23 protein-coding genes are annotated in these 24,605 nt (G+C 50.6%); 14 read left to right on the top strand and 9 right to left on the bottom strand.

Features of this window, described 5'->3' with window-relative positions; translation table 11 throughout:
- The first annotated feature begins 3 nt into the window (after positions 1-3).
- The 6 genes from DCW36_RS19190 (at position 4) to DCW36_RS19165 (ending at position 5,598) form a co-directional block, all read left to right on the top strand.
- A complete protein-coding gene (locus DCW36_RS19190; protein WP_114778373.1) occupies positions 4-480 on the top strand; it encodes an NUDIX hydrolase in 477 nt (158 codons plus the stop codon).
- A 179-nt stretch (positions 481-659) separates the two neighbouring features.
- Complete coding sequence (locus DCW36_RS19185) at positions 660-1,382, top strand: class I SAM-dependent methyltransferase (protein ID WP_114778372.1); 723 nt, start codon at positions 660-662, stop codon at positions 1,380-1,382.
- A gap of 119 nt (positions 1,383-1,501) precedes the next feature.
- Positions 1,502-2,512 carry a hypothetical protein gene (locus DCW36_RS19180; protein WP_125185151.1) on the top strand — a complete coding sequence of 337 codons (1,011 nt, stop codon included), beginning with the start codon at positions 1,502-1,504 and terminating at the stop codon, positions 2,510-2,512.
- 76 nt (positions 2,513-2,588) lie between these two features.
- Entirely contained in the window at positions 2,589-3,569 is a 981-nt protein-coding gene (locus DCW36_RS19175) for a hypothetical protein (RefSeq protein ID WP_125185150.1), read from the top strand.
- A 36-nt stretch (positions 3,570-3,605) separates the two neighbouring features.
- Entirely contained in the window at positions 3,606-4,280 is a 675-nt protein-coding gene (locus DCW36_RS19170) for a response regulator transcription factor (RefSeq protein ID WP_114778369.1), read from the top strand.
- Position 4,281: 1 nt separating this feature from the next.
- Complete coding sequence (locus DCW36_RS19165; protein WP_114778368.1) at positions 4,282-5,598, top strand: sensor histidine kinase; 1,317 nt, start codon at positions 4,282-4,284, stop codon at positions 5,596-5,598.
- Positions 5,599-5,635: 37 nt separating this feature from the next.
- On the opposite strand, the gene DCW36_RS19160 is transcribed toward DCW36_RS19165, so the two are convergent.
- The 4 genes from DCW36_RS19160 to DCW36_RS19145 all read right to left on the bottom strand — a co-directional run bounded on the left by DCW36_RS19160 (position 5,636) and on the right by DCW36_RS19145 (position 10,098).
- On the bottom strand, positions 5,636-6,583 hold the full coding sequence (locus tag DCW36_RS19160; RefSeq protein WP_114778367.1) for a ComEA family DNA-binding protein: 948 nt from the start codon (positions 6,581-6,583) through the stop codon (positions 5,636-5,638).
- A gap of 176 nt (positions 6,584-6,759) precedes the next feature.
- Positions 6,760-8,412: a sodium-dependent transporter gene (locus DCW36_RS19155; protein WP_114778366.1), complete on the bottom strand. Its 1,653-nt coding sequence runs from the start codon at positions 8,410-8,412 to the stop codon at positions 6,760-6,762.
- A gap of 136 nt (positions 8,413-8,548) precedes the next feature.
- Positions 8,549-9,466, bottom strand: coding sequence for an SDR family oxidoreductase (locus tag DCW36_RS19150; RefSeq protein ID WP_114778365.1), 918 nt, complete (start codon positions 9,464-9,466; stop codon positions 8,549-8,551).
- Positions 9,463-10,098: a peptidylprolyl isomerase gene (locus tag DCW36_RS19145; RefSeq protein WP_114778364.1), complete on the bottom strand. Its 636-nt coding sequence runs from the start codon at positions 10,096-10,098 to the stop codon at positions 9,463-9,465. Before DCW36_RS19145 ends, DCW36_RS19150 begins: the two co-directional genes overlap by 4 nt.
- Positions 10,099-10,266: 168 nt before the next feature.
- Between DCW36_RS19145 and DCW36_RS19140 the strand changes: the two genes are divergently transcribed.
- Positions 10,267-11,682, top strand: a complete 1,416-nt coding sequence (locus DCW36_RS19140) for a T9SS type A sorting domain-containing protein (protein ID WP_114778363.1) — start codon at positions 10,267-10,269, stop codon at positions 11,680-11,682.
- A 13-nt stretch (positions 11,683-11,695) separates the two neighbouring features.
- Here DCW36_RS19140 and hemC read toward each other — a convergent pair whose 3' ends face one another.
- From hemC to DCW36_RS19120, 4 genes are all read right to left on the bottom strand, one after another.
- Positions 11,696-12,646 carry a hydroxymethylbilane synthase gene (hemC, locus tag DCW36_RS19135; RefSeq protein ID WP_114778362.1) on the bottom strand — a complete coding sequence of 317 codons (951 nt, stop codon included), beginning with the start codon at positions 12,644-12,646 and terminating at the stop codon, positions 11,696-11,698.
- Positions 12,647-12,652: 6 nt separating this feature from the next.
- Complete coding sequence (locus DCW36_RS19130; RefSeq protein ID WP_114778361.1) at positions 12,653-13,783, bottom strand: DNA polymerase III subunit; 1,131 nt, start codon at positions 13,781-13,783, stop codon at positions 12,653-12,655.
- Positions 13,784-14,018: 235 nt separating this feature from the next.
- The gene (locus DCW36_RS19125; protein WP_114778360.1) at positions 14,019-15,221 is read right to left on the bottom strand and encodes a GlmU family protein; all 1,203 of its coding nucleotides are present in this window, start codon (positions 15,219-15,221) and stop codon (positions 14,019-14,021) included.
- 74 nt (positions 15,222-15,295) lie between these two features.
- Complete coding sequence (locus DCW36_RS19120) at positions 15,296-15,541, bottom strand: type B 50S ribosomal protein L31 (RefSeq protein ID WP_114778359.1); 246 nt, start codon at positions 15,539-15,541, stop codon at positions 15,296-15,298.
- Positions 15,542-15,731: 190 nt separating this feature from the next.
- On the opposite strand from DCW36_RS19120, the gene DCW36_RS19115 reads away from it, so the two are divergent.
- The 6 genes from DCW36_RS19115 (at position 15,732) to secDF (ending at position 22,088) form a co-directional block, all read left to right on the top strand.
- Positions 15,732-16,241 (top strand): phosphoribosyltransferase family protein, encoded by a 510-nt coding sequence (locus tag DCW36_RS19115; RefSeq protein WP_114778358.1) that lies wholly within the window; start codon positions 15,732-15,734, stop codon positions 16,239-16,241.
- Between the two features lie 117 nt (positions 16,242-16,358).
- The gene (locus DCW36_RS19110) at positions 16,359-16,940 is read left to right on the top strand and encodes a non-canonical purine NTP diphosphatase (RefSeq protein WP_114778357.1); all 582 of its coding nucleotides are present in this window, start codon (positions 16,359-16,361) and stop codon (positions 16,938-16,940) included.
- Positions 16,941-17,174: 234 nt separating this feature from the next.
- Complete coding sequence (gene udk / locus DCW36_RS19105; protein ID WP_114778356.1) at positions 17,175-17,795, top strand: uridine kinase; 621 nt, start codon at positions 17,175-17,177, stop codon at positions 17,793-17,795.
- Complete coding sequence (locus tag DCW36_RS19100; protein WP_114778355.1) at positions 17,792-18,484, top strand: potassium channel family protein; 693 nt, start codon at positions 17,792-17,794, stop codon at positions 18,482-18,484. The genes udk and DCW36_RS19100 overlap by 4 nt, the downstream gene beginning before the upstream one ends.
- A 46-nt stretch (positions 18,485-18,530) precedes the next feature.
- Positions 18,531-18,902: an RNA methyltransferase gene (locus DCW36_RS19095; protein WP_240676245.1), complete on the top strand. Its 372-nt coding sequence runs from the start codon at positions 18,531-18,533 to the stop codon at positions 18,900-18,902.
- Between the two features lie 171 nt (positions 18,903-19,073).
- On the top strand, positions 19,074-22,088 hold the full coding sequence (gene secDF / locus DCW36_RS19090) for a protein translocase subunit SecDF (RefSeq protein WP_114778353.1): 3,015 nt from the start codon (positions 19,074-19,076) through the stop codon (positions 22,086-22,088).
- A 262-nt stretch (positions 22,089-22,350) separates the two neighbouring features.
- On the opposite strand, the gene DCW36_RS19085 is transcribed toward secDF, so the two are convergent.
- Positions 22,351-22,959 (bottom strand): NifU family protein, encoded by a 609-nt coding sequence (locus tag DCW36_RS19085; RefSeq protein ID WP_114778352.1) that lies wholly within the window; start codon positions 22,957-22,959, stop codon positions 22,351-22,353.
- 212 nt (positions 22,960-23,171) lie between these two features.
- Between DCW36_RS19085 and DCW36_RS19080 the strand changes: the two genes are divergently transcribed.
- Entirely contained in the window at positions 23,172-24,557 is a 1,386-nt protein-coding gene (locus DCW36_RS19080) for a sodium:proton antiporter (protein ID WP_114778467.1), read from the top strand.
- Positions 24,558-24,605 lie beyond the last annotated feature (48 nt).

Here is a 24,605-nt window from a genome sequence, read left to right as displayed (position 1 = left end):
CCTATGGCAGATACCGACGCGGGCGCAACACCAGGCAAGCCAAAACTTCCGGTCCTGGAGCAGGTATCAGCTGGTGGTGTGGCTTACCGCACAGGTGCTTCGGGCCTGGAAGTCGCCCTGATTTCCGTAGGGACACAGGCGCGGTGGCAGCTTCCGAAGGGTATTGTAGAAGCAGACGAAACACCCGAGGCAACAGCAGTCCGCGAAGTCCGGGAAGAAACCGGCATCGATACAGTTTTAAAAGACCGGATAGCAACAATTGAGTATTGGTATGTGGGCAGCAAAGGAGCGCAACGTGTCCGGTACCACAAATTCGTGCACTTTTACCTGCTCGAGTACCGCTCCGGCCAGGTAAGCAACCACGACCGGGAAGTAAACGAAGCCCGCTGGGTACCACTGGCGCAGGCAAAGCAGATGCTTACATTTAAAAACGAACAACAGGCATTGGAAAAAGCCGGGGTCTTAATTCAGCAGCAGTGAAGGCACGTAAATCAATTAACAACATGATGATCAAGTAAATACAACAACACCCCCTCTGACAAAAGCCGAATCCGGCGCTGTTTTTTCCCTCTTTAGCCTTTGTAAATCCTTCCGTTTTTAAATTTACTGCTACCAGGTAATGCTGTAAAATTGTGCTTCAGCTTTTTATTAAAAGAACTATGAAGCCAGATTTCAGGACAAAATCAAGCGTAGCCGACATCAGAGCCCGTTTCGACAACGATGTAGCACGATTCGCCAACCTCGACACCGGGCAGCAGTCCACCATCGATGCGCCGCTCTCGCTGGAGCTCATCACCGAAGCAGCCAAAGCCGTTAATCCTGCTGCCACTACCCTGCTCGACCTTGGCTGCGGCGCCGGTAACTACACCCTCAAAATGCTGCAGAAAATCCCCAACCTCCACTGCACGCTGGTGGACCTGAGCCAGCCCATGCTCGATAAGGCCAAAGAACGGACTGCAGCTGCCACCACAGGCACTGTTACAGCTATACAAGCCGATATGCGTGAACTGGAGCTTCCGGACGAGCAGTTCGATGTTATTTTAGCCGGCGCCACGCTCCACCACCTCCGCGACGATGCCGATTGGGAGCGGATGTTCAACAAGATTTACCGGATGCTCAGGCCCGGCGGCAGCTTCTGGATATCGGATTTGGTAGCCCAGGATTCGGAGGAAATAAACAGCTTCATCTGGAGCCGCTACGGCGAGTACCTGGAAGGCATTGGCGGAGCCGCTTACCGGCAGCATGTGCTCGACTACATCGAGAAAGAGGATTCGCCCCGTTCGGTTAACTTCCAGCTCGGCCTGATGCGGCAGGCGGGCTTCCGGAAGGTGGAGGTGCTGCACAAGAATTTATGCTTCGCAGCGTTTGGCGGGATAAAGTGAGGTTGCTAAGGGCTTGCGAAAAAAAATTAAAAAAATTTTTCAGAAAAGCGATTCTTCATGTTCTCTTCATGTTGACATTATAGTTTTGGCACATAATCTAAACTAAAACAACGAAGAAAATGAAAAAGATAACTTTTGTAATTGCCGCCCTTATCAGTACCAGCACTGCTTTTGCCCAGTCTAACACGGCTACATTAAATTCAGCGTCTAACGCAAACCAGCATGTTTCTGCTGACAAAAACGGAGTAGCAGCTAACGGAGATGTTCAGGCCGGCACCACGGCTACTGTAGCAACTGAAGATGTTGCAGAAGCAGGTAACAAGGCTAAATCGAAAGCTAAAAGAGTGAAAGAAAAGTCTAAGGAAGCCAAAACAAAAGCAGAGAACCATGGCCAGACGGTAGCCGAAGCAGCGCATACGACTTCAGGTTCTGTAAAAGCAACGGCCACGGCTAAAGGCGAAGCTGCCAGAGAATCGGCTGCTACAACAACCGAAGTAGCTACCGAAACTACAGTAAATGCCACTACGGAGGCCACTACCCATGTAAAAGAAAGAGCTGGCAGGGCTGCCAAAGAAACGGCAGGAGCTGTAAATGAGCAGCAAAAAGAAAAGCGCGACACGCATGGCCGCTTAGTAGCTGAAGCCGCTCATTCGTTCGATGCTTCTGCCACTACGTCAAGCAAAGGCCAGGTTATCAGCGAAGTTGCTTCTGTAAACGGCCAGTCAGAGGCAGAGGCATCTGCCAAGGGTTCAGCAGAAAGACCTGCTCAGGAACAAGAAAATGGCAAGCAGAAAGGAACGAAAAAAGAAGCAAAGAGAACCAAAGAAGCTGCAGGTGAAGCTACAACAGAAGCAACACACAACACCGAAGTTAAAGCAGAAACTGTAAAAGAAGTAGCCAAGACTAAAGCCAAAGAAAAACCGGTAAAAGTAGATGCCGGCGCCGCTACTGAAACTGCCGGCAGAGCTGCCGGAGCTGCCCGTGTAGTTCCTGCCGGTCGTCCGCAGGGTGCAGGTCGTCCAGGTGCTGCACGCCCTTCCAGAGTTGTAAACATAGGCGGAGGTGCTGCTAAGCCTGTAAAAGTAGATGCCGGCGTAAAAGCAGGTACCTCTATCAAAATCGGCCGCTAATTATAGCCGGCTACCTAACATACAGCAGCCGCTGCTTTTTGCAGCGGCTGCTATTCCTTCACTTATCAATTAACAAATGAAACAGCCAATCAGCTTATGTATGGTACTGGGGTGGATGCTGCTGGCATTTCCTTCCTGGTCCGGAGCATCATCCAACATAGCCTTCAGCGCTGATAAGCCTGAAGCTACAGCCGCTTCTGATACAATCGTAAAAAAAGGATGGTGGACAGTTGAGCTGGAAACAGCCAGCAACTCCTCTTTTTACGGACGCAACACCGCTACCAAATTCCCCTATGCCGCTACCAGCCTGACCTATGTGCATAACAGTGGTTTATGGGCATCGGCTACCACCTACAAACTTTTTAATACAAAGGCTGTGGTAGACGAAACAGACGTTTCGGTGGGGTATGCGTTTAAAGTTGGCAAGCGTGTCACAAACAATATTATTTATTCCCGCTTTTTCTTCAGCGAACAATCGCCCCTGTTAAAGGCAGTAACCTCTAATGCGGCAAGCATTTACTCTGCCGTAGACTGGAATATTCTTTATACCGCTTTAACCACTAGCTACGTATTCGGCGGCAGCAACGACCTGTTTGTGGTGCTCGAGAACTCCCGCTACCTCCCGCTTAATCCGCTGTGGAAAGGGAAGCGGCAGATTGGCCTCGATCCCAAAATCGGTATTACAGCAGGCACGCAGGAATTTTCGCAAACCTATACGCAGGTGCAGCAAACCAAAAATAATAACAACTCCGGCTCGCCTGGTACCGGTGGCGGCCTGGTGGGCGACATATTAAACCCGCTTAATCCGGGAAATGGGAATGGTAACGGCGGTAGTAACAACAGCGGCTCTACCACTACAACTACCACAACTACCACCACAGTAACCGAACACAAATTCCGTATCCTGAATTACGATTTTAAAGTACCGGTAGTCATCAGCTTTGGCAGCCTGGAAGTAGAACCTTCCTGGCGTTATTCCATTCCTGTAAACCTGCTGGAAGGCGACGAATCTAAAGCACAGTCAATTTTTTCTGTTAAAGGAAGTTATACCTTTTAAATTTGTATTGTTCTAACGTCATTAAACTGTAGGATTATGCATGTTCTGATTGTTGAAGACGAAGTGAGCCTGGCAAACGAACTGACTCACTTTCTGAAAAAGGAGCATTACACCTGCGACTGGGCCGTTACCGGACGCGAGGCTTCTGAGAAGATAGCTGTAAACCGCTACGATTTTATCCTGCTCGACCTGGGCCTGCCCGACTACGACGGCCTGGACCTGCTCCGGGAAACGAAAGAACTGGACCATGAACCGGCTGTTATCATCCTGACGGCACGTGGCGCTGTAGAAGACCGCGTAAATGGTTTGGGCATGGGTGCAGACGATTACCTGCCCAAGCCTTTTTCGCTGCTGGAACTGCAGGCCCGCATGCAGGCTATCATCCGCCGCAAGTATAACGTTAAATCGTCGGTGATGCCGTTTCATGAGCTGGAAATAGACACCAGTGCCCGGCGCGTAAGCCATAAGGGGCAGGAGATTTCCCTCACAAAAAAAGAATTTGATCTGCTCCAGTACCTGTTGCTGCACAAAAACCGCATCCTGACGCGGCTGCAACTGACGGAGCACATCTGGGGCAACATCCTGGAAGACGATTACGATTCAAACTACATCGATGTACACATCAAGAACCTGCGCAAAAAGCTTTCGGGTTACCTGCCCGGCGACTGGCTGGAAACGGTTCGTGGTGTAGGCTACAGACTAACGGCATAACATGCGGCTCCGGACCAAGATCACGCTCTTTAGTGCGGCTTCCAAGATTATCATTCTGCTTTTGTTTGTGGTGCTGCTCCCGCCCCTCGTGCAACGGGTGGCGCTGCACAACACAGACCAGCGACTGCTCAACCACCAGGATGAGGTTATTCGCATGATAGAGAGACGGGGCATCGAAAGCTTTGTAGCCGGTGAAGAAGCAGGATCTTTCGGCAGCTATAATCTACTGAAAGAGGAATTTATCTCCATTGAGCAGATTGCCCCGCGGGAGCCTGTCTACACCATCACGAACAGCTTCCGGAAAGTGGAAAACGAGGTGGTAGAATACCGTGTGCTGAGCCTTACCTTTGAAGTGGATGAACAGATGTACCTGATGGAGATTGGCCGCAGCCTTGCCACCATCCGCGAAAACATCCGGACGCTGCAGGAGTACATCATTTATTTCCTGCTTGCGGTGGTCCTGATTACCGTATTCGCAGACCTGGCCTTCAGTAAAATTTTGTTCCGCCCGCTTGAGCTGATTGTCCGGCGTCTGCAGCGCATCGGGCATCCCGGCACGTTTAAGCCAAACACCATCCGCTCCACCACCGACGATTTTATTTACCTCAACAACACCATCAACAACATGATGGAGCAGATACAGGCGGCCTTCGTAAAAGAGAAAGAGTTTATCAGCAATGTATCGCATGAGCTGCAAACGCCTATTGCCATCCTGCAGACCCGGCAGGAAAACCTGCTTTCCGACCCGGAAACGCCGGAGAACATGCTGGAAAAGCTGGTAGACAACCAGAAAACCCTTCACCGCCTGAAGCACATAGTGCAGGCGCTTTTACTTATATCCAAAGTAGAAAACGAGCAGTACCTGAAAGACGAAGCGGTCGATATTAAGATCCTGGCCGAAGAAGTTGCTGAAGAGATACAGGACCGGGCCGAAGCCAGAGAGATTACCATGCACCTTGAAACCGAAGCGCACTGGACGCTCCCGAAAGGAAACCAGGCTTTGCTGTTCACCATGTTGTTTAATGTGGTAAACAATGCCATCAAATACAATAAGCCCGGTGGCAGCATCACAATAAAAGGAAATTTACTGGATAACAGATACCAGTTATGTGTGACAGACACAGGCGTGGGCATACCCAAAGAACAATTATCAAATATCTTTAACCGTTTTAAACGGCTGCACAGCCCCGACAAAGAAAGCCACGGCCTGGGCCTGGCAATTGTACAGACGGTGGCCCAATATCATCAGATAAAACTGACTGTAGATTCTACCCCCGGCGTTGGCACCACCTTCTGCTTCCGCTTTCCGGAAAAATAATTCAACATCCTGACCTCCCCAATAACTAATAACCAACCTACAGCGCCAGGTACGGCTTCAGTTTCTCGTACAGCTCCGGCGTTACCAGTTTCACCTGCTGCACATCCTCTACGCGCTGGTAGGGGCCGTGCTGCTCGCGGTAGGCTACAATTACCCGGGCCACATTATTAGAAATATAGGGATGAGCACGCAACACATCCACAGTAGCTGTATTCAGGTTGATTTGCTGCGGCACATAGGCCTTCTGCACATAACTGTACTTCTGCAGACTGTCCACCACCTCCGGCTGCAGCCCATACACCTCCCGCAGCTGTGCCATGTTATTGAAGCCGCCCAAGCCATCGCGGTACTTCACAATCCGGGCCGACAGTTTACTGCCAATGCCCCTGATCTGCTTAAGTTGCGTGGTGTCAGCGGTGTTGATGTTGAAGGGTGCCAGCACAAACTTCTCTTTGGCAAAGCGCCTGCTTTCGTATTGATGTGGAGAGGGTGTGGTGGCTGCTGCAGCAGAACGTTTTCCGTACCTGGAGGGCCGCTCCTCAGGCAGCAGCAGGTAGGGTGACAGCTGCTGGTAAACAGAATCGGGCAGTCCGTAGATTCTGGCGAGCTGTGCTTTGTAGGTAAAGTCGCCGGCTTTGCTGCGGTAGTTGATGATGCGCTGTGCCAGGTACTTCGGCAGACCAAGTTGCTGCCATTGCTCCGCCGTCAGGGTGTTCGGGTCGAAGGGACGGAGCGGCACCGAAGGCGCTTTAAATTGCGGTTGTTTGCTTTTTACCGGCTGCCTGGCCTCCAGCTGCGCCACCAGGCTGTCGAGCAGCTGTTGGTCGCGGGCCTGGTCGGTTTGAATTGCCGGTTTGTAGAAGGTATCAAACAGCAATGGTGCTACCGCCAGCAGCACCATCACCCCTATCAGGGCTATAAATCCGTTTACCTCGGTTTGCGAGAAGCCAAAGTACCGACGAATCCAAAGCCTTATTTTTTTCATTTACATCACTGTGGTTTCCGGTTCCTCCGCCCGTCCTCCTCGTCATTGTTAAGGAAAGAGTCAGGTTCCGGCTTGGGGGGTGCACTGATTACCCTCCAGAAAAAGTATAACATGAGTCCTGTTACCAGCATGAGCGTGGTAAGCATGACAACAAGCGCAGCTGTGTTCATAGTTTCCTAAATTCTACCTTCTCTAACTCTTTTTTTATACGCAATGTATACCAGCAGCGCCAGCGTAAGCCACACGCCCAGCAACAGGATGCGCGAAGCGTTTACGAAGAACATCGTATCCTGCAGCATTTCTATCTGGGCAGGGTCCGTGGCGGCTGCTAACTGTTCCTTTAAGCCGCTGTTCATGATCTTTTTAATGATGGAGCCATTGTCCAGCACCCAGTTTCCGGCAAACGCTTTCCCCCAGTCGTTGTTCAGAGGCGTAAACAGCGACCCCAGGAATACCCAGATCAGCAGCAGCGGCGTGATAAACTTGATGATGAACCTGTAAAAACCCGGCACATTGATATCGGCGCCCGAGGTAATTTCGCGCCAGCCATTGCCCATCCCAAACACCCAGGCAAAAAGGATAGACTCACACAGCGCAAACACCACCAGCGACACAGTACCTGCCCAGTAATCGTATTCATCAAACACGCCGTACTTAAAGAACAGCACCGTCGGCATACCAAGCACGAGCACGATCACCCCGAACGACCAGGCAGCCGATTTGCGCCGCCAGCCAAACTCATCCTGCAGAAAACCGATCCAGGGTGTGCCCATGGCCAGCGAAGACGTAATACCGGCAAAAAACAGCAGGCCAAACCACATGAAACCAGCCAAAGCCCCCAGGAAATCGCCCCACTGGTAAAACAGGTACGGCAGCGTCCGGAAACCAAGCCCCAGGCCACCGCTTTGCACCAGTTCCGTCACCCGGTCCACGCCCAGGTAACCAATGGAAATCGGGATCAGGATGGCGCCACCCAGCACTACTTCCACAAACTCGTTCATCCAGCCTGCCGACATGGCGTTGAGGGCAATATCGTCCCTGGAGCGGACATAGGAGGCATAGCACTGCACCGTACCCATCCCCACCGATAAGGTGAAAAAGATCTGACCGGCAGCCGCCAGCCACACCGTCGGCGACCACAGTTCCTCAAAGTTCGGTGTCCAGAGAAAGTTCAGGCCGACAGCACTGTCGAAAGAGGCGCCGTTTTCGCCTGCTTCTATCGTTACGCCTTTAAAAGCCAGGAAAATACCAAAAAAGATCAGCAAAGGCATGCCTATTTTCGCCACACGTTCCACGCCCGAAGCCAGTCCTTTGGAAAGAATCCAGGTATTGAGCAACAGGCAGCCTACAAAGAAAACGATGGGCTCGTAGGGTATACCGAACGTCGATTTCCCCAGGCTTACATAGGTGTTAAAAAAGTTCGACACCCCCTCCTGGTCCAGGTCGCTGAACGTACCTACTACGGAATGGAAAACATAAGAAAGCGTCCAGGATTCGAGGTAGCAGTAGTAAGAGGCTACCGCAATGTTGGTCCAGATTCCAAACACGCCGATGTATTTCCAGAGGCGGCTTTTGCCCATGGTATCGACGATGAAGGGGGTGGAGTGGTGGCCGTACTTACCGCCGAAGCGCCCCATCGACCACTCGATCCAGAGCAACGGAATTCCCATTACCAGGAAGCAGATCAGGTAGGGGATGATAAAGGCTCCGCCGCCATTCTGCACAGCCTGCACCGGGAAGCGGAGAAAGTTACCGAGACCAACTGCATTACCAGCCATGGCCAGAATAAGACCCACACGTGAACCCCACGATTCTTTGTTAGCACTCATAGAAAGGAAAGAAGGTGTTTAATCAATCTGCAGCCATAGGAGCCACAAAACTTTAAGCTTTCAAGTTAAGCAATGCATTTGACTGGTTCATCAAAAATTCGCTATTTTTAATATAAAATTTCTAACGAACCACCTGCTACCTTGCTAATTTATCGGCTTGTGCGGCCACCATACCTATACCTTCCTGGAAAGAGTGCGGTTTGTACCCGAGTTCGGTCTCGGCTTTGGTAATATCGAAACCGGTGCGCGGCGGACGCTTTGCCGGTTGTGAGAAAGTAGAAGCATCCGCCTTCTCTATCAGCGACTTGTCTAAATCAAAATAATCTGCCACCATCAGGGCCATGTCGTAGGGCGTCAGCATTTCTTTTCCGGAGATGTTGTAGATGCCTTCTGCGTCGTGTTGAACAGCCAGCCAGCAGCCCATGGCCAGGTCCTCGGCCAGCGTCGGAGTCCGGAACTGGTCGGTTACTACTTTAATTTGTTTGCCGGACCGCAGGCTGTCGCGCACCCACAGCACGATGTTCGTTCTGCCGTACTCATGCACCACCCCATACACCAATACTGTGCGTAGGATAGCCCATTTGCAGTTGGCTTTCTTCACAATCTCCTCGGCCATCAGCTTGGTTTCGCCATAAAAACTGATCGGGTTTGCCGCTGCATCTTCTTTATAGGGACCTGCCTCACCGTCAAAAATAAAGTCGGTGGAAAGATGCACCAGGTGTACGTTGTGTTTTTCGCAGGCATCCACGAGGTATTGCACGGCATCGCGGTTCAGCTTGAGCGCCATCTCCCGGTCCGACTCGCACTGGTCCACGTTGGTCATGGCGGCGGTGTGGATGATGTGGGTGGGTTTGTGCTGGCTTACCACCTGCTCTACCTGCTCCGGGTCGGTTACGTCCATGGCGGCAAAAGGCAGGTTGGAATAAAGGTCTTTGAGTTTGTTTTCGCCGCGGCTGGTGGCCAGCAGTTCTATGTCGGTGCGGGGCAGCAGCAGCTCTGCCAGCTTCTGGCCCAGCAGTCCGTTGGAGCCCGTTATCAGTATCTTTTTTTTCATGATTCGCCTGGGTAGGTATAGTTGTATTTATCAGCAATCTTTTTCTTTTTCATCGTCTCCACTTTCACCGTCATGGGAATATCGGTACGCGGACGGTTACGGGCACCAGTAGACTGACCAGCAATTTTGCTTACCACATCCAGCCCTTCCACTACCTGCCCGAATACGGTGTAGGCGCCGTCCAGCTGCGGTGTGCCGTTCATGTTCTCGACAATGTAAAACTGCGATCCGCTGGAGGCGCGCGACGGGTTTACCTGATCACCCATGCGGGCAGCTGCCACGGCACCATGCACATGCGTGTGGTTTGGTTTGATTTCGGCAGGAACGGTGTAGCCCGGATTGCCGGTGCCGTCGTTGTTGGGGTCGTTGTCTTTGGTGTTCGGATCGCCGCCCTGGATCATAAAGCCGGGAATGACACGGTGAAAAGTGGTGCCGTTGTAAAAGCCTTCGCGGGCCAGCTTCAGGAAGTTCTCTTTGTGTTGCGGCGTATCGTCGAACAACACCATTTTTATGTCGCCCTGTGGTGTGGAGATGGTAATAAGTTCGTCCTTTCCACTGCTTTTATTAGGTGAAAGTACGGAGCAGGCGCTGCCAGCCAGCAGGAACAAGAGCAGCAGATACGTTAATTTCATAGAGTCAGTGTATGTTACGTTGCGGCAATAATAGGCTAAGTTTCCGCTTTTTTGGCTTTTATCCAAGTTTAAACAAATTTTTTACGCGGAAAGCACCTGTCTTTCCCGTATCTTTGCAGACCAGATTACCCGATAGTTCATTTCCAGATTTCTGCTTACCTCTTTTGTATGAACCGACTGTTGCTGCTGAGCCTGTTCTTACTGGCTTGTAGTGCTGCTGCGCTTGCGCAAAGCAGTCCTGTTTTAACGCCAAAGTCGCCTGTTGGCCCGTTTTTCTTTTCTGCACCTGCCACCACAGCCTCTGCTGCTCCTGTTCAAAAGCCGGGCTATAAATTCAGGGAAGAATGGACCTCCGACCAGACAACCACCAACTTCTATGGCTCCACCGACAGCGCCCGCTACGAGTACGACGCTTCCGGCAACGAGATTTCCTATATCCTGTACATTTACCAGACGGCTACAAAAAGCTTTTTACCGTTTGAGCGTATGCTCCGGCAATTCGGCACCGACAACAGACTGGAGCAGGCAACCTATTCGGCCTGGCGCGAAGACAAATGGATTGAAACCAAAAAGTACCATTACAAATACAGCAATGGCAGCGCCCCGGACTCTGTCATAGAACAAACCAGCAACTTCTCGACAGGCCCCTGGACCAATTTCACCCTCACCACCACCCGGAAAGACAGCAACGGAGAAGTAACCGAATGGCTTTTCCACGTGTGGCGAAACAATGCCTGGGAACCTTCCATGGGCGAAAAGCACATCCGCACAGGCCTCACCAACGGCCAGTTTCATGAAGAAATTTACCAGGTTTACAGAACAACCGGCTGGTCCGACACAAAGAAAACAGTAAACACTTTCACGGACGGGCGTGTAACAGAGCGGGTGGAGTACCTGGCATCGGGCGGCAACTGGAACCCATCCAGCCGCTACGCCAACTTCGTTTATGGCAGCGCCTCCGAACATGCGGACGTAGCTTATACAAGGTACGTCTGGAGCAACAACGCCTGGACAGAAATTACCAGGTACCATCATTTCACCCAACCGGACCAGACAAGCGTTTATACCGAAGAAACTAAATTATCGGACGGCACCTGGAAACCGCAGCTCACGCAACGGCAAGGCTTTAATGCATCGGGGCAACCGTATTATTCTTACCTGAAAGATGAGCGAAATTTTACGGTGCTGGAGCAAACCGATTCCCTTTTCTATAATATGGATGGCACATTACGCTCGGAAATGGGCCTTACCTTGCGAAACGACACCTATGCCGGCAGGCGCACCATCCGGTACGGCGACTATGTAACCGTAACATCGCCTACAGCTGTTCCACGGGAAAAGACCGATATAGCGGTTCTTTACCCCAACCCCACGCAGCACACCGTTTACATCACCCCACACGCTGTTACCGGTAAAACTATTTCAGTAGCTCTGCTGGATGCACAAGGCAGGTTACTCCTGAAACATGAGTTCCGGGAGCAGGAGAAAATAACGCTTGATTTAGGTCATCACCCGGCAGGTCTGTATTTTATCCGCGTAACACAGGAGCAGAAAGTGCAGACACACAAGGTACTGAAGAGATAAAAAAAGGAGAAGCCTACGCTTCTCCCCTGCTGCTGCGAATGTCTTTCAAAATCTCAGCGCCGCCTTTTGCCAGGATAGACTGCGCCAGTTGCACGCCCAGCTGTGCTGCTTCGGCTGCCGGTGCTGTTCTGGATTCCTGCAGCAGCGTTTGTCCGTCCAGGCTCACGATGCCGCCTTCTATCTGCACGCCAGCAGTGGCTATGGTGGCTAGTGCAAAAGACGGGATACTGCAGCCGCCTTCCATGGTTCTTAAAAAAGCACGCTCTGCCAGCAAACAGGTGTGGGTATCGGTGTGGTCGAGGGCTTCTTTCAGTTGCTGCTTTAGTTCCGCATCCAGGGTTTTCGCGCATTCTATCGCCACACTTCCTTGTCCGGCAGCTGGTATGAACTGGTTTTCCGGAAACCTGTGCACAATCAGGTTGTCGTAGCCCATGCGGGTAACGCCGGCGAAGGCGAGCATGATGGCGTCGTACTGCCCGTTCTCCAGCTTTTGCAGGCGCGTCTGCAGGTTGCCGCGGCACTCTTCGGTCGTTACATTAGGGTAATACTTTTTAAGCAGCGCTTTGCGGCGGGTGGAGGAAGTGCCGATAACAGCAGCTGTTTCCGGGGTGAGTTTGAAACCGGGGTTGAACGACAGCAGCACATCTATTACTTGCTCCCGCTCCATAAACGCCAGCAGCTCCAGGTCGTCGGGGATGGTAGACTGCACATCCTTGGCGCTGTGTACGGCAATTTCGGTAGCCCCTGTACGCAGGCTCACTTCCAGTTCTTCGGTAAACACCCCCTTGGCTCCTATCTTGTCGAGGGAGCGGTCGAGCACCTGGTCGCCTTTGGTGCTGATGATCACGATTTCGGTGGCGAAACCGGAAGCTGTGAGTTTATCGGCGACGGCATTTGCCTGCCAGAGGGCCAGTTTGCTGCCGCGGGTGCCGATGCGTATTAGTTTTGGAGTATCCGTCTGCATAAATTCTTATCTGTTGTGGCGCAGGTAGCCGGCAATGCTGATGGAGCTGTCGACGAACACCATTTTAGGATTGGCGTTGCGCTCGATGTGGTAGTGTGCTTCGTTCAGTTCTTCGGCCAGTTGCCCTGCGTTTTGCTGCGTAATTACTTTCGAGAAATTCTGTATAAAGTTCTGTTCGGCAGGTGGCATAAACGGCACCAGCGACGCATCTACGCCATAAAGCGTAACTTTCCGGAACAGGTTGAGGGCGTAGAGCAGGAAGTTCTTCTGGTTTTCGCGGCCCAGCTTCTGGAATTCCTCGCTCATATCCACTACCTCTGCAAACTTATAGGAATAACAGTGGCGCATCCAGTCCTGGAAGAACACAAAATAGTCGCTGCTGACTTCGGTAACCAGTTTGGTGGCTGCATTCAGGCTGCCTTCTGCCAACTGGGCTACCTGGTAGGCCGCCTGCTCATTGGTCTGGTAATTTTCCTGCAGCCAGGCTTTTACCTCGTCATCGGTGAAGTTGCGCACCTGCACAATCTGCGTGCGGGAGGTGATGGTGGCCAGCAGCTTCTCCGCCGACTGCGACACCAGCAGGAAAAGCGTTTTGGCAGGCGGCTCTTCGAGCAGCTTGAGCAGCGCATTGGCAGCAGTGGTGTGCATGAGCTCGGGCAGCCAGATGAGCACGATCTTGTAATCGCCTTCAAAGGCCTTCAGCGATACCAGCCTTACCAACTGCCGGCTCTCCTCCCTGGAAATGTTGCCCTGCTTGTTTTCGGCCCCGATAAACTGCATCCACTCGTTCAACCCCTGGTACGGACTTGCCAGCACAAACTCCCGCCACTCCGCCAAAAACTTCTGGCTCAGCACATCTTTGCCCGTCACGTTTTTGGTGCTGGTAACCGGCATCACGAAGTTGAAGTCCGGGTGCACCAGCTTGTTCATTTTGGTACAGCTGCCGCAGGTTCCACATGAATCGTCGGGCAGTTTGTTTTCGCAGTTGATGTACGTGGCATAGGCCAGCGCCAGCGCCAGGTTCGCGCTCCCCTCCTGCCCCAGAAAAAGCTGCGCGTGCGCCACATGGTTCTGCTGTACCGAGCTTACCAGAAGCTTCTTCGTTTCCTGATGACCTGTTATCTGCGAGAATTGCACTGTTTTAGTTATTGGTTATTCGTTATTGGGGAGGGACTTAATGCGCTGTTTTAGTTATTGATTATTCGTTATTCGTTATTGGATTAAAGAATTAGAAAGTACAGGAGTTAAAAATTGTTACTGCTCCTGCCACCATTGCCTCTCATCCTGCTAATCCCTGAATCTGGTTAATCCTGGTTCAGACAATTTAACAATTTTCAAAATTAACACATCAGCACATTAAAAAATTAGCACATTAAACATTCTCCCACACCCTGTATTGCTTCGACTGTTCGAATACTTCGGCCAGGATGGCTTTGTCGGTATCGGTGAGATCGATTTTACGGCGGGCCATAACGCGCTCGGCTACTTCGTAGGCTTTGTTTAGCTGGAACGTTTCGAAACCGGCTGCACCGCCCCACGCGAAGGAGGGTATCATGTTGCGCGGAAACCCGGCACCAAACACATTGGCCGCTACGCCTACCACCGTACCGGTGTTGAACATTGTATTGATGCCGCTTTTGGAATGGTCGCCCATGATGAGGCCGCAGAACTGTTGCCCGGTATTCACAAAACCATTTCTGGCGTAGCTCCAGAGTTTTACAGGCGCATAGTTGTTTTTCAGGTTCGAAGTGTTTGTATCTGCCCCCAGGTTGCACCACTCGCCCAGCACCGAATTGCCCAGGTAACCGTCGTGGCCTTTGTTGGAGTAGCCCAGGATAACCGAATTGCCTATTTCGCCGCCTACTTTCGATTGCGGTCCAACGGTGGTATCGCCGCGCATTTTGCCGCCCATGTTCACGGTGCTGCCTTCGCAAAGCGCAAACGGTCCACGAATCAGCGCCCCCTCTTCCACCTGCGCGTTTTTCCCGAGGTAAATAGGACCGGCTTCCGCGTTTAGTACGGCTGCACGTACCACCACTCCCTCTTCAATAAAAATATTTTCTTCGCCGTACACCATCGTGTGCCTGTCCTGCAGCGGCTGGCTTTTGCGCCCGGCTGTTATGAGCTTAAAATCGCTCCGGATTTGCGCTCCGTTAAACTGGAATATCTCCCACACCTGGCGCACCACCACGCAGTTTTCAACCTCCTGCTTCTCCGTTACGACAAATTGCAGAAGCTCTTCCACCGACTGCAGTTGCTGTCCGCCGCTATGCAGGGCCACCAGCATGCCGTTGTGGTACAATCCTTCGCCCTGCTTCAGTTGCTTTACCTGCGCCACTAACTGTTCATCCGGGCAAACAGCGCCGTTTATATATACTGCAGGTGTTCCGGGCTGCTTCGGGTACTTTTGCTGCAGGTAAGGCTGTGTGAGGTAACTTGTTGCTGCTCCTGCATAATGCTGCCATTTTTCAGCGATGGTCAGGATACCGATTCGGATTTCGGCAACAGGCCGTGTATAGGTTAGCGGCACGAGCGACTGCCGTATGGTAGGTTCGTCGAAGAGAATGATGTTCATAGGCGCAAAAATAAAAAAGTCTTCCCGAAATAAACGGGAAGACTTTTCTTTTAAACGTTTTAACCCAAAAAGGCTTATTTTTTCTGATAACGCTTGTTGAATTTCTCAACACGTCCTGCCGTGTCCACAAAGATGTTTTTACCAGTGTAGAAAGGATGTGAAGCAGAAGAAACCTCTACTTTAATTACAGGATATTCTTTACCGTCTTCCATGGTGATGGTCTCGTCAGAAGTCATGGTAGAGCGGGTAACGAATTTGAAATCACTGGAAGTATCCTGAAAAACCACCTCTCTGTATGTTGGGTGAATGTCTTTTTTCATTATTATATAAACGTTTATTAACCTTAATTCTCAATCGGACTGCAAAATTAACAAGTTTTTTTTAATATAAAATGCTATGAACCAAATTATTTTACAGATACTTTAAAACAGGCAATCCTCCGAAATATTGTTTTATTTTTGCCCCTGCCGCACCATAGCGGCAATACCGGCAGCTAATCGTAAAAAACTTATGACGCACCCGCACCAAAACCAGATACTGGACCAGCAGCAAATCCGACAGAAAATAACCCGGATGGCTTACGAAATGTACGAGCATAATTTTGAGGAAAAGGAACTTGTGCTGGCCGGCATCCACGAAAACGGGTATATCCTGGCGCAGATGCTGACACAGGAGCTACAAAAGATCTCCGGCTTGTCGGTAACACTCCTGGAGGTCACCATCGATAAATCGGCGCCGGTAGAGAGCCAGGTTACCTTGTTGCCCGACACCATTGACCTGGCAGGAAAGGTAGTGATTGTGGTAGACGACGTACTGAACACCGGTCGGATTCTGGCTTACACACTGGCCACCTTTTTAAAGCACGCTCCCCGTAAAGTAGAAATTGCCACCCTCGTGGACAGACGCCATAAGCTCTTCCCGGTTTCTGCCAGTTACACCGGCTACTCGCTGGCAACTACGCTGCACGAGCACGTGAGAGTGGTGCTGCAGGAAAGCGAAGTGGCTGCCTACCTGATATAAGGAAGTATAGGAGTTAGAAAGTTTGGGAGTTAGAGAGTTAGAGAATTGAATCTTTTAACAATTTAACCGTTTAGCAATACAAAATTTAGCACATTAACTCATTAGCAAATTAACCCCATGAAAGAGCTTTGCTTTGCCACCAACAACAAGCACAAAGCCGCCGAGGTAGGCCGCATGCTGGAAGGCAGGTACAAATTGCTGACACTGGAAGATATTGGCTGCCACGAAGAGCTGCGCGAAGACCAGTACACGCTGGAAGGCAATTCGCGGCAGAAGGCGGCCTATGTATGGGAGAAGTACCACGTTAACTGCTTTGCCGACGATACCGGCCTGGAAGTGGAGGCCCTGGGAGGCGCTCCGGGTGTTTATTCTGCCCGCTACGCCGGCCCCCAGCGCAGCGACACCGATAACATACAACTGCTGCTGAACAACCTGAAGAAAGCAGAAAACCGCAAAGCCCGCTTCAGAACCTCCATTACGCTGTTCCTCGACGGGCAGGAGCACCACTTCGAAGGCATCGTAAACGGACACATCACCACCAGGTGGGAAGGCGACAAAGGCTTTGGCTACGACCCCATCTTCATCCCCGACAACCACACCCGGACGTTTGCCCAGATGAGCACCGAAGAAAAAAACGCCATCAGCCACCGGGGCGCCGCCATCCGAAAACTGGTGGAGTTCCTGAAAAACCATGGTTAATGTGCTGATGTGTTAATTTTTATATTGTTGATCAGGTTGAAAGGCTGCACTGCTTCATTGTCTGAATCAGGATTTACAGAATTTTTGAATTTTCAGGATTAGAACAATTTAGCCCATAAGCACATTACGCTATCAGCACACTAACACATGAGCAAATTAACTCATCAGCACATTAACACATTAGCACATTAACTTGCAAAAGCGTAATTTTGCGTTCTGAAATTAAAGTTTCCTATGCAAAAGCCATTTATTGTCGGGATTACAGGAGGTAGTGCTTCAGGGAAAACAACATTTTTGAATAAACTGCTTACGTCGTTCGCTCCGGAGCACGTTTGCCTGATCTCGCAGGATACTTATTACAAAGACCGCGAACACCATACAATTGATCCGAACGGAGTTATCAACTTCGATCTACCTTCCTGTATTGACGATGAAGCCTATGCACAGGACATCCTGAAAGTAAGCCGGGGCGAAACGGTTTACCGCACCGAGTACACCTTTAACAACCCCGATGCAACACCCCGGCAACTGGCGTTTAAGCCGGCGCCCATCGTAGTGGTAGAAGGCATTTTTGTATTTCATTTTGAAGAAGTTGCCCGTCTGCTCGACCTGAAAGTGTTTATAGACGCCAAAGATTACATAAAACTGCAGCGCCGCATTGTGCGCGACAGGATAGAACGCGGCTATGACCTGGACGATGTACTGTACCGCTACACACACCATGTGGCGCCTACCTACGAAAAGTACATCGAGCCTTACAAACACGACGCTGACATTATTATACCCAACAACAATCATTTTGAAAAAGCGCTCGATGTGCTTGTCACCTTCCTGAATAGTAACATAAAAGCATGAGGCATAAGTTTGCAGTAATAGGACTCGGAATTTTCGGCAACTCCATTGCCCGGACCCTGGCAGAGCGGGGCGCAGAAGTACTGGCGATCGATATAAACGAGGATTATGTGGAGAACATTAAAGAGGTGGTTGCTTATGCCGTCACCCTCGACTCTACCGATATCCGGGCCCTGGAGGCACAGAACGTGCAGGACATGGACGCGGTAGTGGTTGCCATTGGCGAGGACTTTGAGGCACTCCTCATCACGACCGCCAACCTGCAGGAGCTCAACATAAAGCGTGTCATTACCAGGGCCTCCAACAAACAGCAGCGCCGGATACTGGAGAAAATGGGGGTGCAGGAAATCCTGTCGCCGGAGGGTGAGGTGGGTAAAACCGTGGCAGAACGCCTGCTGCAGCCAAGCATCCGGACGTTCCTGCCGCTGCCCGATAATTACGAGATCGTAGAGATAAATGCACCACGCGGCATTGCCAACCGCAGCATCGCTAAAATATCGCTCCGCGAGAAATATAACCTCAACCTGATAACTATCAAACGTGCGTTCGAGGAAATACAGGACGGCAAAGCCACCCAGGTAGAACATATCATAGGTGTTCCAAAGGCCGAGACCATCATTTATCCTTCTGATATTCTGATCCTTATCGGAAAAAAACACGATATTAAACGATTTATTGAGATTAATCGTTAAGCGTTTGACTTTTTTGTAAAAAAGGCGCTACATTTGTAGCCAAATTATGCCAAAGCACTACAACATAAGCTATCACTTAAGACACCTGCTGTTGTCTTTCACCCTGCTCTGGGCTCTCATGCTCAACGGGCAGGAAGTTGTAGCCTATCGTGCGCCGGCCAAAGCCACTGCCCCCAAAGCAGTACAGTTCAACACCACATCAGACGCTGACACCAGGACAGAAGTAAAGCAGAAGGTATCGCTGGAGGCAACCACCTCCTTTGTTGCCCTGAATCTGCAGCAGGCTGTCATTCCTGTACCGAATCAAACGTTTGCCGCTCCTTCCGACGAAGCATTACCTGCTCTTGTGGCCTCGCTGCCCGGCGCTGGGTTTGCGGCAGTACTGTTCCCGATCACAATTCAGCCCCAGGCTCCCTAGGCTGACATCCACACCCTTTCCATTATTCTTTTTTGCCCTGCCACAGCGATAATAATATAGCTCCTGCAGGACAACCAGGCAACTGTTAAAGCTTCCGGGCTATTGGCAGGATGCTGCCCATGATATATTTCAACGAATCAATACCAATACTTTTAATATTTAAAACTGACAATGCGGAACAAAAATTTAATTATTATCCTCACGCTCATCGTATCGGCGCTATGCCTGTACTACCTGTCTTTTTCGTTTATTTCCCGGAAAGTACAGAATGACGCAGAGGCGTATGCCACTGATGCACAAGGCAATGTAAGTCTTGCAAAACAACAGGCTTACCTGGATTCCATCTGGCAGGAGCCGGTTTTCATGAACTATACGTACCAGGAAATAAAAGAGAAAGAACTTGGCCTTGGTCTTGACCTGAAAGGTGGCATGCACGTGGTACTGGAAGTGTCGCCTATCGAAATCATCAAATCCATGGCCGGAAACAGCAAAGATCCTAATTTCCAGAAAGCACTTGCCCGTGCCCAGGAAATGCAGAAAAACAGCCAGGAGAATTTCACCACCCTGTTCGGAGAAGCTTATCGCGAAATCGATCCGGATGGCCGCCTAAGCCGCATCTTCTCTAACCCGGCCAACCGTGGCCGCATCAGCTACGAGTCGTCCAATGCCGAAGTACTGGCCGAGATCGAAAAAGAAGTAGACGCCGCCATCGACCGCTCTTTCAACATCCTGCGCACACGTATCGACAAATTTGGTGTAACACAGCCAAACATCCAGCGCCTCAGAGGCTCTAACCGTATCCAGATCGAGCTTCCTGGTATCGACAACCCGGACCGTGTTCGTAAGCTCCTTTCCGGTATGGCAAACCTGGAGTTCTGGGAAGTATGGTCGCCTGAAGAATTTTCGCCTTATTTCTCGCAATTGAATGACTACCTGGTAGAGCAGGAAAAAGCGGGTAAACTGAACCTGGGTGGCACTACTGCCCAACCTAAAGTTGAAGATGCAACCAAAGCCGTTGTTACCGAAGAAACGGACGACGTGCTGGCCCGTGCAGCCCTTACCGATTCGGCAGCTGCAGACACAACCGCAGCACTGGCACAGGCAGAAACAGCTAAGCCCGATTCAGCCGCTATAGATTCGCTGGCCATGCAGCAAAGCAGCGTAATGGCCCGTTTGTTCACCATGACACCAAACGGCCTGGGCGCTAACGTACGCGACACAGCTAAAATCAACGACCTGTTCTCAAGATCTGAAGTACGCGCTATCTTCCCGCCGAACATGAAGTTCCTGTGGGGTGTGAAGCCAATTTCAGGCGATGGTCGTCAGCAGTTCGTAGAGCTGTATGCGATCAAAAAAGGACGTGACGGAAAAGCGCCACTCGGCGGCGATGCCATTAACGAAGCCCGCCAGGATTTTGACCAGAGCGGTCGTCCGGAGATCTCGATGAGCATGAACCCGAATGGTGCTAAAAAATGGGCCCGCTTAACAGGTGCCAACATTGGCCGCCAGGTCGCTATCGTACTCGACGATTATGTATACTCTGCCCCGGTGGTACAAAGCGAAATTACAGGTGGTAACTCCTCTATCAGCGGTAACTTTACCATCGAAGAAGCACAAGACCTTGCCAACATCCTGAAAGCCGGTAAAATGCCTGCTCCTACCCGTATCGTGGAAGAAGCAATCGTTGGTCCGTCACTGGGCCAGGAAGCTATCAACCAGGGGTTAATCTCGACACTGGCAGGTTTGCTGCTGGTGGTTATCTTCATGATTGCCTACTACAGCCGCGGTGGTTTTATTGCCGACTTAGCGCTGTTATTTAACGTGTTCTTTATCCTGGGCGTGCTGGCACAGTTTAACGCAGCTCTTACACTGCCTGGTATCGCCGGTATCGTACTTACACTGGGTATGGCCGTGGATGCGAACGTACTGATTTTCGAGCGTATGCGTGAAGAAGCCAAAAAAGGCCTGAGCATGCGCGAAATCATCAACAAGGGCTACGACAAAGCATTCAGCACGATTTTGGATGCGAACGTTACGACCTTCCTGGTAGGCTTTATCCTGTACTTCTTCGGCTCCGGTCCGGTAAAAGGTTTTGCTATCACGCTGATGATCGGTATCGTAACCTCTTTCTTTACCTCGGTATTTATCTCAAGACTATTCGTGGAAAGCACCTTCAAAAAAGGTGGCAAGTTATCTTTCTCCACTGCTTTAACGGAAAGAATGTTCCGCAACATCACGTTTGATGTAATGAAGTACCGAAAAGCAGCTTATGCGTTCTCGTTTGCAATTCTTGCGTTTGGTATTGTGGCCATGTTTGTAAACAAAGGCCTGAACCTGGGCGTTGACTTTAAAGGCGGACGTTCTTACGTAGTAAACTTCGATACTGCCGTTCCTGCATCTGATGTGCGTGCTGCCCTGGTAGATGATTTCCAGTCGGCAGGTACAGAGGTAAAAACGTTTGGCGCTTCGAACCGCCTGAAAGTAATTACCAGCTGGCAGGCAGACGATGAGAGCATCGAGGCCGATGAGCAGGTGAAAGCAGCGCTGGTAGAAGGTCTGCAGCAGTTCAGCGATCAGAATCCGCAAATCCTGAGCTCGTCTAAAGTAGGTGCTACCATGGCCGACGACATCCAGAACACAGCGCTTATCGCTATCCTGCTGGCGCTGGTGGGCATCTTCGTGTACGTAATGTTCCGTTTCAGAGGCTGGCAGTTCAGCTTGGGCGGTGTTATCGCCTTGCTGCACGATGCGCTCATGATCATTGCCGTATTCGCTATCCTGGATATGTTTGGCGTTTCTTATGAGATCGACCAGGTATTTATTGCTGCGGTTCTCACCATCATCGGTTTCTCTATCAACGACACCGTGGTTATCTTCGACCGTGTGCGGGAGTACATGAACGAAAGCCCACGTGCCCACATCCGTGACGTGGTGAACCCTGCGCTTATCAGCACGTTCAGCCGTACGATTATCACATCGTTAACGCTGTTCCTGGTGGTGCTGGTGCTGTTCATCTTTGGTGGTGAGGTGCTGAGAGGCTTCTCGCTGGCCATGATCATCGGTGTGGTTTTCGGTACGTATTCTTCCCTGTTCATCGCTACGCCAATTGTAGTGGATACCATGAAAAAGAAGAAAGAACCAGCTGCTACTCCGGCAAAACCCGTACAGCAGGCACAATCCCGTTAATCAATCTTAAACAGTAAAAACAGGCTGGAGCTCCCGGAGTTCCAGCCTGTTTTTTTTTGCATTCATAAACAAGCAGCAGCGGCAGTGGTGGCTGGTGCAGCAGACCAATAATGGCTTGGAAGAGTCGTTCTGAAACTCCTGGCAGTAGCTGTAGCACTCCAAAAAGTCTGCTGCAGCTGCCACCACTGCCTCTGCTGCTGAGGAAATAAAAAATGCCAGCCTTCGAAGGAAAGCTGGCATTTCGCGTTGTATGGTTTTATGATTAGTAAGTCACGCCATCGGCTACAACCTCTTTTACCTCTGGTATCATGCGCTTGAGCAGGTTTTCGATACCGGCCTTCAGCGTAACGGTAGCAGACGGACAGCCGCTGCAGGAGCCCTGCAGGTAAACAGTAACCACGCCATCATGAAATGATTTAAAGGTAATGTTACCACCATCCTGCTCCACCGCCGGACGCACATAGTTATCCAGCAGGTCGATGATCTTCTGAGAAAGAGCAGCATCTTCAGGCGTAGTATCGGCACCGGCAGCAGGCTCTGCTGTGGCAGCAACGGGCATTTCGGTAAAGATAGGCCCACCAGCCTCTACATACGACTTCAGGAAAGTGCGCAGTTCCGGTATCAGTCGTACCCACTCCAGGTCAGAGTTTTTGGTAACGGTAACAAAATTGCTGGCAATGAACACCCGCGACACGTAGTCGAAGTTGAACAGTTCCTGTGCCAATGGTGAATTTACAGCGCTCTCGAGGTTTGGATAATCCACGCTCTGGCCTTCTGGCAGAAAAGACGTGTTCAGCACAAACTTCATTGATTCGGGGTTTGGACTAGCTTCGGCATAAACCGAAACCGTGTTTCCTTTATTTTCTGTCATAGAATTCTTTCTTTTATATTAAAACTTTTGCACATGTTTTAAAGTTTCCAAAATTAATCATTATTTCTGAATTCCTGTATTTCCTGCCACAACTATGCAAATTGCGGAGCCGGTTTGCACAATGTTTTACTATTTCTAGCTATTTATACCAGAAAACGTAACTTTGCGCCGCAGTTAAATTTTTGTTCAGAAAAAATTACCTCACGTTTAACATGCTGTATAGCTTTGCAATTCTGGCACAGGCCCACGCTGCTGTTCCGGGCTTTCTGATTATACCGTTCCTGCTCCTGATTGGCATGATTGCCAGCGGCCCTATTTTCTTTGGTCATTTCTGGGAACACAACTATAAAACTGTAGCTGTTACACTGGGTTTAACGGTGCTGGCCTATTACGTATTTGTGCTGCACGACGTGCACATGCCCATTCACACATTCTTTGAATACTTCTCTTTTGCGGTTCTGCTTAGTTCGCTTTACATAGCAGCAGGAGGTATTTACATTAACATCAATGCCAATGCTACGCCACTGATGAATGTGGCTCTGGTGGCCCTCGGCGCTTTTCTGGCAAATATTGTGGGAACCACAGGCGCTTCGCTGCTTTTGATTCGTCCTTTTATCCGGCTAAACATACACCGCATCAAGCCGTACCAGATCATCTTCTTTATCTTCATTGTAAGTAACGCAGGTGGCCTTTTAACCCCGCTCGGCGATCCGCCCCTGTTCATCGGGTTCCTGAAAGGCGTACCCTTCTTCTGGACACTGCAGCACCTCTTTATGCCCTGGATCCTGAGCATTGCGTTACTGTGCCTCCTGTTCTTCCTGCTCGACCGCCGCAACAAAGAAGCCTTTGTTCCCCGTCCTGAAGTGAAAGCCAGGAACGAAGCTAAAACAGAGTTCTACATCAGCGGGAAGCGCAACCTGTTCTGGTTAGCGATTATTATTGGCGCCATTTTCCTGGACCCGAACGTAATTGATGGTCTGCCCCATGTAAACTACGACGGCAACAGGTTCTCTTTCCTGCGCGAAATTATTCAGTTAACGGCCGCTTTCTTCTGCTTCCGGTTTTCATCTAAAACAGCGCTGGCGGGTAACCAGTTTAACTTCCACCCGATCCTGGAGGTGGTGTTCCTGTTCTTTGGCATATTCTTCTCAATGATGCCGGCACTGCAGCTTTCTGCTGAGATTGCCTCATCGCCACAGTTTGCATCCTACATTACGCCAAACTTCCTTTACTGGGCCACAGGCTCCCTCTCCGGTTTCCTGGATAACGCGCCAACGTATGCCAACTTTATGTCGCTGGCCATGGCCAAGTACGATATGGCTCAGAACAGTGTGGTGGAGGTGCGGCAGTTTGCTACCGGTACCGGAGCAGATCCGGGCACCATTATCCTGCTGGAGGCTATCTCGCTGGCAGCTGTGCTCTTTGGCGCCTTTACCTACATCGGTAACGGGCCTAACTTTATGGTGAAAGCCATCGCCGAAAGTGCCGGTATCAAAATGCCTTCTTTCTTTGCCTACATTATCCGCTTCTCCATTCCGTTCCTGCTGCCCATCCTTCTGCTGGTTTGGTTCCTGGTAGTTGAACTGAAGCTTTTCTAAGCCAAGGAATATAATAAAAAAGCAGCGGGGCCACTCTTGAAAAGGATG

The sequence above is a fragment of the Botryobacter ruber genome, assembly GCF_003347595.2.
Lineage (GTDB): Bacteria > Bacteroidota > Bacteroidia > Cytophagales > Hymenobacteraceae > Pontibacter > Pontibacter ruber_A.
This window is presented reverse-complemented; position numbering and strand designations above follow the sequence as displayed.

Excerpts from the sequence above, each read along its gene's own strand:
- DCW36_RS19190 (WP_114778373.1), top strand. The coding sequence starts at position 4 with ATGGCAGATACCGACGCGGGCGCAACACCAGGCAAGCCAAAACTTCCG.
- DCW36_RS19185 (WP_114778372.1), top strand. The coding sequence starts at position 660 with ATGAAGCCAGATTTCAGGACAAAATCAAGCGTAGCCGACATCAGAGCC.
- DCW36_RS19180 (WP_125185151.1), top strand. The coding sequence starts at position 1,502 with ATGAAAAAGATAACTTTTGTAATTGCCGCCCTTATCAGTACCAGCACT.
- DCW36_RS19175 (WP_125185150.1), top strand. The coding sequence starts at position 2,589 with ATGAAACAGCCAATCAGCTTATGTATGGTACTGGGGTGGATGCTGCTG.
- DCW36_RS19170 (WP_114778369.1), top strand. The coding sequence starts at position 3,606 with ATGCATGTTCTGATTGTTGAAGACGAAGTGAGCCTGGCAAACGAACTG.
- DCW36_RS19165 (WP_114778368.1), top strand. The coding sequence starts at position 4,282 with ATGCGGCTCCGGACCAAGATCACGCTCTTTAGTGCGGCTTCCAAGATT.
- DCW36_RS19160 (WP_114778367.1), bottom strand. The coding sequence starts at position 6,583 with ATGAAAAAAATAAGGCTTTGGATTCGTCGGTACTTTGGCTTCTCGCAA.
- DCW36_RS19155 (WP_114778366.1), bottom strand. The coding sequence starts at position 8,412 with ATGAGTGCTAACAAAGAATCGTGGGGTTCACGTGTGGGTCTTATTCTG.
- DCW36_RS19150 (WP_114778365.1), bottom strand. The coding sequence starts at position 9,466 with ATGAAAAAAAAGATACTGATAACGGGCTCCAACGGACTGCTGGGCCAG.
- DCW36_RS19145 (WP_114778364.1), bottom strand. The coding sequence starts at position 10,098 with ATGAAATTAACGTATCTGCTGCTCTTGTTCCTGCTGGCTGGCAGCGCC.
- DCW36_RS19140 (WP_114778363.1), top strand. The coding sequence starts at position 10,267 with ATGAACCGACTGTTGCTGCTGAGCCTGTTCTTACTGGCTTGTAGTGCT.
- hemC (WP_114778362.1), bottom strand. The coding sequence starts at position 12,646 with ATGCAGACGGATACTCCAAAACTAATACGCATCGGCACCCGCGGCAGC.
- DCW36_RS19125 (WP_114778360.1), bottom strand. The coding sequence starts at position 15,221 with ATGAACATCATTCTCTTCGACGAACCTACCATACGGCAGTCGCTCGTG.
- DCW36_RS19120 (WP_114778359.1), bottom strand. The coding sequence starts at position 15,541 with ATGAAAAAAGACATTCACCCAACATACAGAGAGGTGGTTTTTCAGGAT.
- DCW36_RS19115 (WP_114778358.1), top strand. The coding sequence starts at position 15,732 with ATGACGCACCCGCACCAAAACCAGATACTGGACCAGCAGCAAATCCGA.
- DCW36_RS19110 (WP_114778357.1), top strand. The coding sequence starts at position 16,359 with ATGAAAGAGCTTTGCTTTGCCACCAACAACAAGCACAAAGCCGCCGAG.
- udk (WP_114778356.1), top strand. The coding sequence starts at position 17,175 with ATGCAAAAGCCATTTATTGTCGGGATTACAGGAGGTAGTGCTTCAGGG.
- DCW36_RS19100 (WP_114778355.1), top strand. The coding sequence starts at position 17,792 with ATGAGGCATAAGTTTGCAGTAATAGGACTCGGAATTTTCGGCAACTCC.
- DCW36_RS19095 (WP_240676245.1), top strand. The coding sequence starts at position 18,531 with ATGCCAAAGCACTACAACATAAGCTATCACTTAAGACACCTGCTGTTG.
- secDF (WP_114778353.1), top strand. The coding sequence starts at position 19,074 with ATGCGGAACAAAAATTTAATTATTATCCTCACGCTCATCGTATCGGCG.
- DCW36_RS19085 (WP_114778352.1), bottom strand. The coding sequence starts at position 22,959 with ATGACAGAAAATAAAGGAAACACGGTTTCGGTTTATGCCGAAGCTAGT.
- DCW36_RS19080 (WP_114778467.1), top strand. The coding sequence starts at position 23,172 with ATGCTGTATAGCTTTGCAATTCTGGCACAGGCCCACGCTGCTGTTCCG.